The 10,491-nt window shown below is 71.9% G+C and carries 10 protein-coding genes; 6 read left to right on the forward strand and 4 right to left on the reverse strand.

Features of this window, described 5'->3' with window-relative positions; genetic code table 11:
• The 3 genes from AB1578_18310 to AB1578_18320 form a co-directional block, all read left to right on the forward strand.
• The coding region (locus AB1578_18310; GenBank protein ID MEW6489848.1) for a lysophospholipid acyltransferase family protein at nucleotides 1-740 on the forward strand (740 nt) is incomplete at its 5' end.
• Nucleotides 737-2,521, forward strand: a complete 1,785-nt coding sequence (locus AB1578_18315; GenBank protein ID MEW6489849.1) for a fatty acyl-AMP ligase — start codon at nucleotides 737-739, stop codon at nucleotides 2,519-2,521. The genes AB1578_18310 and AB1578_18315, both read left to right, overlap by 4 nt.
• 66 nt (nucleotides 2,522-2,587) lie before the next feature.
• Complete coding sequence (locus tag AB1578_18320; GenBank protein ID MEW6489850.1) at nucleotides 2,588-3,682, forward strand: inositol-3-phosphate synthase; 1,095 nt, start codon at nucleotides 2,588-2,590, stop codon at nucleotides 3,680-3,682.
• 13 nt (nucleotides 3,683-3,695) lie between these two features.
• Here the strand turns inward: AB1578_18320 and AB1578_18325 are convergent, their stop codons facing one another.
• On the reverse strand, nucleotides 3,696-4,175 hold the full coding sequence (locus AB1578_18325; protein ID MEW6489851.1) for a tRNA (cytidine(34)-2'-O)-methyltransferase: 480 nt from the start codon (nucleotides 4,173-4,175) through the stop codon (nucleotides 3,696-3,698).
• 59 nt (nucleotides 4,176-4,234) lie between these two features.
• Nucleotides 4,235-6,982, reverse strand: coding sequence for an excinuclease ABC subunit UvrA (gene uvrA / locus AB1578_18330; GenBank protein MEW6489852.1), 2,748 nt, complete (start codon nucleotides 6,980-6,982; stop codon nucleotides 4,235-4,237).
• A 101-nt stretch (nucleotides 6,983-7,083) separates the two neighbouring features.
• Between uvrA and AB1578_18335 the strand changes: the two genes are divergently transcribed.
• From AB1578_18335 to AB1578_18345, 3 genes are all read left to right on the forward strand, one after another.
• Nucleotides 7,084-7,692: a class I SAM-dependent methyltransferase gene (locus tag AB1578_18335; GenBank protein ID MEW6489853.1), complete on the forward strand. Its 609-nt coding sequence runs from the start codon at nucleotides 7,084-7,086 to the stop codon at nucleotides 7,690-7,692.
• 159 nt (nucleotides 7,693-7,851) lie between these two features.
• A complete protein-coding gene (locus tag AB1578_18340; GenBank protein MEW6489854.1) occupies nucleotides 7,852-8,172 on the forward strand; it encodes a zinc-ribbon domain containing protein in 321 nt (106 codons plus the stop codon).
• 145 nt (nucleotides 8,173-8,317) lie between these two features.
• Nucleotides 8,318-9,394, forward strand: coding sequence for a transglycosylase SLT domain-containing protein (locus tag AB1578_18345; protein ID MEW6489855.1), 1,077 nt, complete (start codon nucleotides 8,318-8,320; stop codon nucleotides 9,392-9,394).
• Between the two features lie 75 nt (nucleotides 9,395-9,469).
• Here the strand turns inward: AB1578_18345 and AB1578_18350 are convergent, their stop codons facing one another.
• Nucleotides 9,470-9,982 (reverse strand): YqgE/AlgH family protein, encoded by a 513-nt coding sequence (locus AB1578_18350; protein MEW6489856.1) that lies wholly within the window; start codon nucleotides 9,980-9,982, stop codon nucleotides 9,470-9,472.
• 72 nt (nucleotides 9,983-10,054) lie between these two features.
• Nucleotides 10,055-10,273 (reverse strand): hypothetical protein, encoded by a 219-nt coding sequence (locus AB1578_18355; protein ID MEW6489857.1) that lies wholly within the window; start codon nucleotides 10,271-10,273, stop codon nucleotides 10,055-10,057.
• Between the last annotated feature and the right edge of the window lie 218 nt (nucleotides 10,274-10,491).

Below are 10,491 nucleotides of genomic sequence, written 5' to 3' on the forward strand. Positions count from 1 at the left end.
GGCTCCCGGGCCTGGCGGCGGCCGCCATCGTGGGCCTCGTTCTGGGCGGCCTGGCCGCGGCGGGGTGGCGCCGGGGGGCGCTGCGGTGGTTCAGCCTCCTGGTGACGGGGGCCCTGGGGGTCCGCATCCGGCAGGAGGGAAGCCCGCCCCCGCCCGGCTCCCTGGTGGCCGCCAACCACGTGGGGTATCTCGACATCCCGGTGCTGGGGGCCGTTGCTCCGGGGCGGTTCCTCGCCAAGGCCGAGGTGGCCCGGTGGCCGTTCCTGGGGCTCCTGGCCCGCTGCGGCGGCACAGTCTTCGTGGAGCGGGACCGCCCCCGGGCCTCCCTGGCCGCCGTGGCCGCCCTCGAGGCGCACCAGGCGGCCGGGGAGACGGTGCTCTTCTTCCCGGAGGCGGGGGTTGCCTCGGACGCCCGCACCCTGGGAGAGTTCCGCCCCATGGTCTTCGAGGCCTGCGTGCGCACGGGCAGGCCCGCCGTGCCTGCGGCCCTGCGGTACACCCGGCCCCCGGACCCCCGGGTGTGGGGTTGGATCGACGAGCCGAGCCTCTGGAAACACCTCTGGACCCGCCTCCTGCCCGCGGGGCCGGTGGAGGTGACGGTGCGGTTCGGGGAGCCCCTCTACCCGGAACCGGGCTGGGATCGGAAGGCCCTGGCCGCCCGCACGCGCGCCGCGGTGCTGGCGCTTCTGGAGGATGGCCCATCCGGGGCGGACGCGCAGAGAGACATGCCGAAGCCATGAGCGGTTTCACGGATGCCCTGGCGGGCGAGACCACGCTGATTGGCGCCCTCGAGGCCCGGGCCGGCCGATCGGGGGCGCAGCAGTGGCTCACCCTCTATGCCCGGGACCGGGTGGCGTGCACCCTCTCCTACCGGGAGCTCTGGGAAGGGGCCGGCAGGTGGGCGGGCCACTTGCGCAGCCGGGGTGTGGAAGCGGGGGATCGGGTCCTCCTGGTGCTCCCTACGGAGCGCGCGTTCTACGAGGCCTACTGGGGCATCCTCCGGGCCGGGGCCGTGCCCGTGCCGGCCTACCCGCCCGTGCGCCTGGGGCGGGTGGAGGAGTACCTCCAGGGCTTGCGGGGCCTCATCCGAAACAGCGGAGCCCGGGCGCTCCTCACCAGCGAAGCGGTGCGGCCCCTCCTGCGGCCGGTGCAGGAGGCCGGTGAGGGAGAGCAGGGCCTCGCCTTCCTGGTCCCCGGCGAGGTTTCCGGAAGCAGCGGCGCCCCTGCCGCCGCCCCCGGCGCCGCCCCCGAGGACCTGGCCCTTCTCCAGTACACCTCGGGGAGCACCGGCAGCCAGAAGGGGGTCATGCTCACCCACGCCAACCTCCTGGCGAATCTCCGGGCCATCGGGAAGGGAGTCCGGCTCGGCCCCGACGACGTGGCGGTGTCGTGGCTGCCCCTCTACCACGACATGGGCCTCATCGGGCTCATGCTCGGCTCCCTCTACTGGGGCATCCCCCTGGTGGCGCTCTCCCCCATCGACTTTCTGCGCCGGCCGGTCCGCTGGCTGCGCGCCATGTCCGAGCACCGGGGCACCGTCTCGGCGGGGCCGAACTTCGCCTACAGCCTGGCCGCCCGAAAGATCCGGGACGAGGACCTCAAAGGGCTCGATCTCTCCTGCTGGCGGGTGGCCCTGTGCGGCGCCGAGCCCATCCACCCCTCCACCGTAGAGGGGTTCACCCGGCGCTTCGCTCCCCGCGGCTTTCGCGCCGAAGCCTTCTTCCCGGCCTACGGGCTCGCGGAGAACACGCTGGCCGTGTCGTTTGCCGACCTGGGGCAGCCGCCCCACCTGGAGCACGTGGACGCCCGACTCCTGGAGACCCAGGGGCGGGCCGTCCCCGTGCCCCCGGGCCCGGACGCCCGGACCCTGGTCAGCGTGGGGCGCCCCCTGGAAACCATCCAGGTGGGGATTGCCGACGACGCGGGCGCGGCGCTGCCGGAGGGAACCCGGGGGGAGGTGGTCCTTCGGGGGCCCTCGGTCATGGCGGGGTACTACGGCAACCCCGAGGCCACCGCCCGGACCCTGGCCGGCGGGTGGCTCCACACGGGGGATCTGGGGTTCTTCGTGGACGGGCGCCTCTACATCTGCGGTCGCAAGAAAGACATGGTCATCAAGGCCGGCCGGAACTACTTCGCCGAGGACCTGGAGGCGGCTGCCGCGGCGGTGCCGGGGGTGCGGCCGGGGGGGCTCGCGGTCTTCGCCGTGGAGAACGAGGCGCGGGGCACCGAGGAGGTGGTGCTCGTGGCCGAGGTGCGGGAGGATGCCCCGCGCGAGGGGCTCGCCGAGACCCTGCGCGCCCGGGTGAGCGAGGCCACGGGCTGCCGCCCCGACCGGATCGTGCTGGTGGCCCCCCACACCCTGGCCAAGACCTCCTCGGGCAAGATCCAGCGCTTCAAGGCCCGCCAGTGGTACCTGGACGGCAGCCTCACCTCCCGGGGCGGCGAGCGCCGGACCACGGGCCTCTGGATCTACGCCAAGGCGTGGCTGCGGGACAAGCTGCGTTTGGGGCGCAATGGATAGCCCCCCAACCCGCCACCCGCCACCCCCAACCCGCCACCGACCACTGACAACCCCGGAGTCTCTCCCATGCCCGAGATCCGTGTCGCCCTGGTAGGTGTCGGCAACTGCGCGGCGGCGCTGGTGCAGGGTATCGAGTATCACCGCCGCCATCCCGACGCCACCGCTGGGCTCATGCACCGCGACGTGGGGGGGTACCTGCCCTGGGACCTGCGGGTGGTGGCCGCCTTCGACGTGGATGCGCGCAAGGTGGGCCGGCCCCTGGAGGAGGCCCTGGGAGCTCCCCCCAACTGCATTCCGCCCCTGTGCCCCGACCTGCCCCCCTCGGGGGTCACGGTGGAGATGGGGCCCGTGCTGGACGGGATTGCGCCCCACATGGCCGACTACCCGCCGGAGCGGGCCTTCCGGGCGGCCGAAGGGGAGCCTGCCGACGTGGTCCGGGTGCTGCGGGAGTCCCGCGCCGAGATCCTGCTGAGCTACCTCCCGGTGGGGAGCGAAGAGGCGAGCCGCTATTACGCCCAGTGCTGCCTCGACGCGGGCGTGTCGCTGGTCAACTGCATGCCGGCCTTCCTCGTCTCCGACCCCGAGTGGGGGGAGCGGTTCCGGCGGGCGGGTATCCCCTGCGTGGGGGACGACGTGAAGAGCCAGGTGGGAGCCACGGTGATCCATCGCAGCCTCGCCCGGCTCTTCTCTGCGCGGGGGGTCCGGCTGGAGCGCACCTATCAGCTCAACACCGGGGGCAATACCGACTTCCTCAACATGCTGGAGCGGGGCCGCCTGGCGTCCAAGAAGGTCTCGAAGACCGAGGCCGTTCAGTCCGCCCTGCCCGAGCCCCTCCCGCCGGACCGCATCCACATCGGCCCCTCGGACTACGTGCCCTGGCAGGAGGACAACAAGGTCTGCTTCCTGCGGATGGAAGGGGTCGGCTTCGGCGGCGCGCCCATCGAGCTCGAGGCCCGTCTCTCGGTGCAGGACTCCCCCAACTCCGGCGGGGTGGCCGTGGACGCGGTGCGGGTGTGCAAGGTGGCCCGCGACCGGGGCGAGGCGGGGCCCCTCCTGCCCATCTCCGCCTACGCCATGAAACACCCCCCGGTGCAGATGGCCGAGCCCGAAGCCCGGGCGCGTATCGAGGCCTGGCTCGCCGCGCGGTCCCCAGCCCCCTGATCTGCGCCGCGGCCTATCCTGCCCCCTCTTCGCCCCACACCCCGAGCTGCCGGTAGGCCTCGTAGACCACGACGCCGACGGCGGTGGAGAGGTTGATGCTGCGCACCTGGCCCCAGATGGGCAGGCGGTAGGTGGAGGCGGCGTGGGCCGCCAGGAGGTCCGGGGGAAGCCCCCGGGTCTCGGGGCCGAACACCAGGCGCGAACCGGGGGCGTAGGGGGCTTGGTCGTAAGGGCGCTGCGCCCGGGCCGAGTAGTAGAAGACCGGACCGGCCCCCGAGGCGGCCAGCGCGTGCCCCAGGCTCTCCTGGTGGTGCACCCGCACGTGCTCCCAGTAGTCGAGCCCGGCGCGCTTCAAGTACCGATCGTCCGTGGAGAACCCCAGGGGGTGCACCAGGTGGAGCGCCGTCCGGGTGGCCGCGCACAGCCGTGCCACGTTGCCCGTGTTCGGGGGGATCTCGGGGTTGACCAGGATCACGTGGAGGGTAGGGAGCAAGGGGGCCTCGGGTGACGGGTGACGGCACTTCTCACTTCTCACTACTCACTTTTCCCTTCTCACGTCTCACGCCCCCCGAGCCACCGCCCCAGGTACCGCCCCGTGGGACCCAGGGCGCGGGCGGCGATCTCTTCCGGCGTTCCGGCGTCCACCAGGGTGCCCCCTTCTTCCCCGCCCCCCGGGCCCAGGTCGAGCACCCAGTCGGCCTGGGCGATGAGATCCAGGTTGTGCTCCACGACCACCACCGTGTTGCCTGCGTCCACCAGGCGGTGGAGCACGGCCGCCAGGCGCTCCACGTCCTCTGCATGCAGCCCCGTGGTGGGCTCGTCGAGCACGTAGAGGAGGTCCCGGGCCCGCCGGTCCAGGAGCTCGGCCGCCACCTTGAGGCGCTGGGCCTCGCCCCCCGAGAGGGTGTTGGCGGGCTGGCCTAGCACCAGGTACCCCAACCCCATCTCGGTCAGCACACCCAGGGGCCGCGCCACGGCGCCGACCTCGGCGAAGAGCTCCAGCCCCTCCTCCACGGTGAGGTTCAGGACGTCCTGGATGGAACGGCCCCGGTAGCGCGCTGCCAGCACCTCGGGGCGGAAGCGCCGCCCGCCGCACCCCTCGCAGGGAATGTAGAGGTCCTCGAAGAAGAGCATCTCGAGCTGCTCGAATCCCGTTCCCTTGCACCGCTCGCAGCGGCCCCCCGCCACGTTGAAGGAGAAGTGACCAGGGGTCAACCCCAGGCGGCGGCTCGCCGGAAGGGCCGCGAAGGCGTCGCGCACCGCCGTGAAGGCCCCCACGTAGGTGAGGGGGATGGAGCGCGGGGTGCGCCCCATGGGCGACTGGTCCACCTCTCTGACGGCCCGGGGAAACGGGGCACCCTGCACCGTGACCCCTTCCACATCTCCCCGCAGGCCCCGGGATCCGGCGGCGGCGACCAGCGTCTCGGTGACCAGGCTCGATTTGCCCGAGCCCGATACGCCCGTGACGCAGGTCAGCACCCCCAGGGGGAACGCCCCATCGATGCCCCGAAGGTTGTGGAGGCGGCAGCCCTGGAGCACCAGGTGCCCCCGGGCCGTGCGGGGCGGCCGCAGACGAGGGAGTGCCCCGCGCCGAGCCAGGTGCCGCCCCGTGGGGGTGGGGGCCCCTGCGAGCCCCCCGGGGGGGCCCTCATACAGGAGCCTGCCTCCCCGGCTGCCTCCGCCCGGGCCCAGCTCGATGGCGTGGTCGGCCCGGCGCACGAAGGAGAGGTCGTGCTCCACGGCGATGACGGTGTTGCCCCGCTCGGCCAGCTCCCCCAGCACGCGCCCCAGGACCTCCACGTCCTGGGGATGGAGCCCCACCGTGGGCTCGTCGAGCACGTACAGGGTGCCCGCCAGCCGGTGCTGGAGCTGCAGGGCCAGGGCGGCCCGCTGGGCTTCTCCCCCGGAGAGGCTCCGGGCGGGGCGGTCCATGGTCAGGTAGTGGAGCCCCAGTCGGAGGAGTGTCGCGAGCTTGTCCTCGATGCGCCACAGGATCTCCCGGGCGCGGTCTCCGAGCTCGGCGGAGAGCCCGGCGGCCCAGCGGGCCAGGGTGCGCAGGTCCAGGGCGGCGGCTTCGGAGATGGTGCTTCCCCCCACCGTGACCGCCAGGGCCTCGGGGCGCAGCCGGGCGCCGCGGCAGGCGGGACACGGTCTCGGCACCCGGTAGCGGGCCAGGAAGACCCGCACGTGCATCTTGTAGCGCTTGCCTTCCAGGTAGTGGAAGAAGTCCTTCACCCCCTCCAGGGGGGCCTGGCCCTCCCACACCTTGCGCCGAGCCTCGGCGTCGAGCTCCGACCAGGGCACGTCCAGGGGGATGCCCAGGGCCGGGGCCTCGCCGACGAGCTGTTCCTTCCACCAGTGGCTGGAGGGGCCTTCCCAAGGGGCGATGGCGCCTTCGGCCAGGGTCTTCCGGGGCTTGGGCACCACCTTGGCTTCGTCCCACTCCAGCACCGCCCCGAAGCCGGTGCACGCGGGGCACGCCCCCAGGGCGTGATTGAAGCTGAAGAGCACCGGGCGCGGCTCCGGAAGGTCCCGGTCACAGGCGTGGCAGCGCCGGCGCGCGCCGAAGACCAGGGGGTCTCCCGCTTCCGGGCGGACCCGAACGATCCCGTCCGTCAGGCGGTACCCCTCGTCCACGGCCCGAGCCAGGCGCTCGGGCGACGTCGTCCGGACCCGGTCCAGCACCAGGGCCGCGCCCTCCGGGGGCGTCTCGGGGATCCCCGGCTCGTCCAGGCGGAGGAGTGCGTCTCCCAGGCGCACCCGGGAAAACCCCCGGGCCTGGAGGTCGCGGGCCCACCCCTCGGAGGGGAGCCAATCCAGGCGCCCCAGGGGCACCTCCACGTCGAGGCGGCCTTCCGGGCAGCGACCTCGTGCTTCGCGGGCGGCAGCATCGGGGCTCCAGGCTTGGCCGGGCCGGCCGCACGCGGGGCAGTGCACCGTGCCCGCCGTGGCGAAGAGCAGGCGAAAGAGGTCGTAGAGCTCGGTGGCCGTGCCTACGGTGGAGCGGGCCGAGCGCGCCGCGTTGTGCTGGGCCAGTGCCACGGCCGGCCGAATGTTCTCCAGGCTGTCCACCCGGGGCCGGGGCATCTTCTCCAGGAGCAGGCGGGCGTAGCTGGGAAGCGACTCCAGATATCGCCACTGCCCCTCGGCAAAGATCGTATCGAAGGCCAGGCTCGACTTGCCCGAACCCGACACCCCCGTGACCACCACCACGCGGTCGTGGGGCAGATCCAGGTCCAAACCCGCCAGGTTGTTCTGGCGGGCTCCTCGGATGCGCAGCGGGCGGGTAGGAGGGGACATGAGGCAGCGGATTATGAACGGTGCCCGGGCAAGGCTCAAGGCGGTTGACACCGGAAGGCGGGAGGGTAAACTGACGCGGTCTCCATCTCTGGGAGAAGACCTTGGATCAGGATTACTCGAAACGATTCTATGCCTTTCTGGCTCCGGCCTACGACTGGGTGTTCGGTCTGGCCCTGGAGCGGGGCCGCCAGGAGGCGGCGCGGCTCGTACACCCCGGGGAGCGGGTGCTCGAAATGGGGGTGGGGACGGGCCTGGGGCTGCGCCACTACCCATCGGGATGCCACGTCATCGGGGTGGATATCTGCCGCCAGATGCTCCGCAAGGCGCGCTGGCGTGCCCTCGTGGAGGGCAACGGTACCCGGATCGACCTGCGGTGCGGGGATGCTACCTGCCTGACCTACCCCGACGCCTCCTTCGACGTGGTCGTGGCACCCTACGTGGTGACGACCGTGGGGAAGCCCGAGCGGCTCTGCCAGGAGATGCGGCGCCTGTGCCGCCCGGGGGGGCGGGTGATCGTGGTGAGCAACACCCGAGAGGCGGGCGTATACGGAGCCCTGAAGTCGAGGCTCTCCCCGGTCATGGAGCGCGTGGGCTTCTGTACCGACCTGGACGTGGAGAGGGTGCTGCGGGAAGCCGGGCTCGCGGTGCGCCTGGCGCGCAGGGTGCCCCCCCTGCACATCCACAAGGTGTTCGTCGCCGAACCTTCCTGAGGCTCCCCGGACTGCTTTCCCCAGACGACGAAAAATGCCCTTTTCTCGTGCGTTCGTTGTGGTAAACTGCCGTTCGTCTCTGCCCGGAAGGGCAGGACGGCCGCCGGGCATGGGGCTCGCCGGCCGGGCTGGGTCGCGGAAAGGGATCGGACGGGGACCATGCACCAGGACAAGAACATCAGCTGCACCGACTGCGGGGAAGAGTTCGTATTCACGGCGGGCGAGCAGGAGTTTTACGCCGCCAAGGGGTTCACCAACGAACCCACGCGCTGCAAGCCCTGCCGGCAGCGCCGCAAGGGAGGCCGCGGCGAAGGCGGCGGCGGCGGAGGCGGAGGGGGCTCCTACGGTTCCCGTCCCCAGAGGGAGCTCTTCGACGTCAAGTGCGACGAGTGCGGCCAGCAGACCCAGGTCCCGTTCCGGCCCAGCCAGGATCGGCCCGTCTACTGCCGGGACTGCTTCAACCGTCGGCGCTCCTACTGAGCGCTTCGGGCTCACGCAAGGCAGAGGAACGAGGGCGGGGCCGAGAGGCCCCGCCTTTTTTTTCTCGCGGTCGCGGTATCAAGCCGGTGCGGATTCGTGACGATGGGAGAGGGGAGGGGGGGAACACTCTCGGCGAGGTGAAACCATGCGGTGGCTGGCGGTCTTCGGTGCGGTGATCCTGTGCTGCGTGTCCGCTCGGGCAGACCAGGGCGGGGCATGGGTGGGGCACCTCCTCTCGCTCCCGGTCCCGGAGTCGGTGACCCTTTGCGGCGAGCCCGTGCCCGTCGACCGGGAGGACGTGCTCGAACGCCTGGACATGGAGCTGGTGGTCGCCCTCGGAAACCCGGTGAGCACGGCCATGTGGTTCAAGCGTAGCCCCCGGTACTTCCCGGCCATCGAGCAGGCCATTCGCGACCGCGGCCTTCCCGACGACCTCAAGTACGTGGCCCTGGTGGAAAGCAATCTGCGAGCCGACGCGGTGAGCTCGGCGGGGGCCACCGGCCCGTGGCAGTTCATGGCGGGAACGGGCTCGGCCTACGGCTTGGACCGCTCCACCTGGAGGGACGATCGCCGCGACTGGGAGCAGGCCACCGGTGCGGCCCTGGACCACCTGAAGGACCTCTGGGAGCACTTCCGGTCCTGGCCGGCGGTCCTGGCCGCCTACAACGCGGGCAAAGCCCGGGTCTCGCGAGCCATGGAAGCGCAGGGCGGGACCGACTACTACGGGCTGCGCCTGCCGAGGGAGACCGAGCGGTATGTCTTCCGGATCATCGCGGCCAAGCTTCTCCTGGAGAATCCGGCCGCCTACGGCATCCGCCTGGAGGGCGCCCGGCGCTATGGGCCCGAAGAGTTGGCGGAGGCCACCATCGAGGTACGGCGCCAGGGGATCCCCGTGGCGGCCGTGGCGCAGGCTGCCGGCGTATCCTACCGGCGCTTCCTGGAGCTCAACCCCTCCATCCTGGGTCCCGAGGTGCCCAGCGGCACCCATCGGATCCGGGTGCCCGCGCCGGCCGAGGTCGCGTTCACCCGCGGCCTGGCCCAATGGGAGCGCGCCAACCCCGAGCCCCGCACCGTGTACTACGAGGTGCGGCCGGGAGACACCCTCTCGGCCATCGCCCGCCGCCACGGCGTGCAGTTGGCCGATCTCCTCACCTGGAACGACCTGACCCCGCGCAGCATCATCCGGCCCGGACAAGCACTCGCGGTCCACACGGTGGACTGAACGGGCGCGCATTCCCCGTCGGCCGCGGAACCCGGCCGGAGCGCGCAGCCCTGGGGCAGGGGATGTGCGGTCGCGTCAGGCGGTGCCGAAACCCGCGCTGAGCATCCCCGGGTCGATCCCCAGGGCACGGATCGCCTGGTCCCACCGCTTTTCCGCCGGCACCTCGAAGAGGATCCGCGGGGTCGCCGGCACCACCAGCCAGTCGTTGCGGGCCAGTTCCTGCTCCAGTTGCTCCGGAGCCCATCCCGCGTAGCCGAGGCAGAAGAGGAAGCGGGAGGGGCCGCGGTCCGCGGCGATGTCCCTCAGGATCTCCAGAGAAGTTCCCAACTGCACGTTCCCCACGGCGGCGAGGGACCCCTCGTACTCCCCGCCCTCGAAGAGCACGAACCCCATTTCGGGCTGCACCGGCCCCCCGTAGTGGACCGGCGCACGGCTCCCTCCCTTGCCCTCGATGTGCTGCCCCTCATAGATGTCTTCCAGGGTAAAGGGCGTGGGGCGGTTGACGACCAGACCCAGGGCCCCGTCGTGCCCGTGGTCGCACAGCAGCACCACGGTCTGCTCGAAGTTGGGGTCCCGAAGTTGGGGCATGGCCACCAGGAAGTGGCCCTTGAGGATCGTGACGTCGATGGGGCACCTCGTGAACGCGGCGGACCGATACTGCTAGTCGGCGCCCTTCTCGTGGGGAAGGCAGAAGAGGCAGGGGGTGTACCCGGCAGCATAGGCCTCCTGCCGGGTGGCAAAGGGCACCGTGTTCCCGGCCCACTCGGCTGCGTGGAGCGTGCAGCTAAGTTTTTCGTTTCGCAGGTCGTGGACGTGCTTCTTGCGATTGGGGTTGGCATCTCCGACGTAACGCGTAGGATACTGATTCCAGTGAGACACGGCTCCTCCTTGCTCGCCGCCGGCGCGGGAACGGGTTGGATGGGCCAGACGCTACCAGGGGGGCGTCCTGGCGGTCAAGGGCGGTCAGGGGCCTGGATCCACCGCCTGGGTGGCGAGCGGGGTCCGGGAGCCCTTGCGCTCCGCCCCGCAATCCGCGATGTTCGGAGGGGGCGTCTCTGAGGGAGCCGGTGCGCCGAGTCTCACAGGTTTCGGCCTCG

The sequence above is a fragment of the Thermodesulfobacteriota bacterium genome (assembly GCA_040756475.1).
Classification (GTDB): Bacteria; Desulfobacterota; Deferrisomatia; order Deferrisomatales; family JACRMM01; genus JBFLZB01.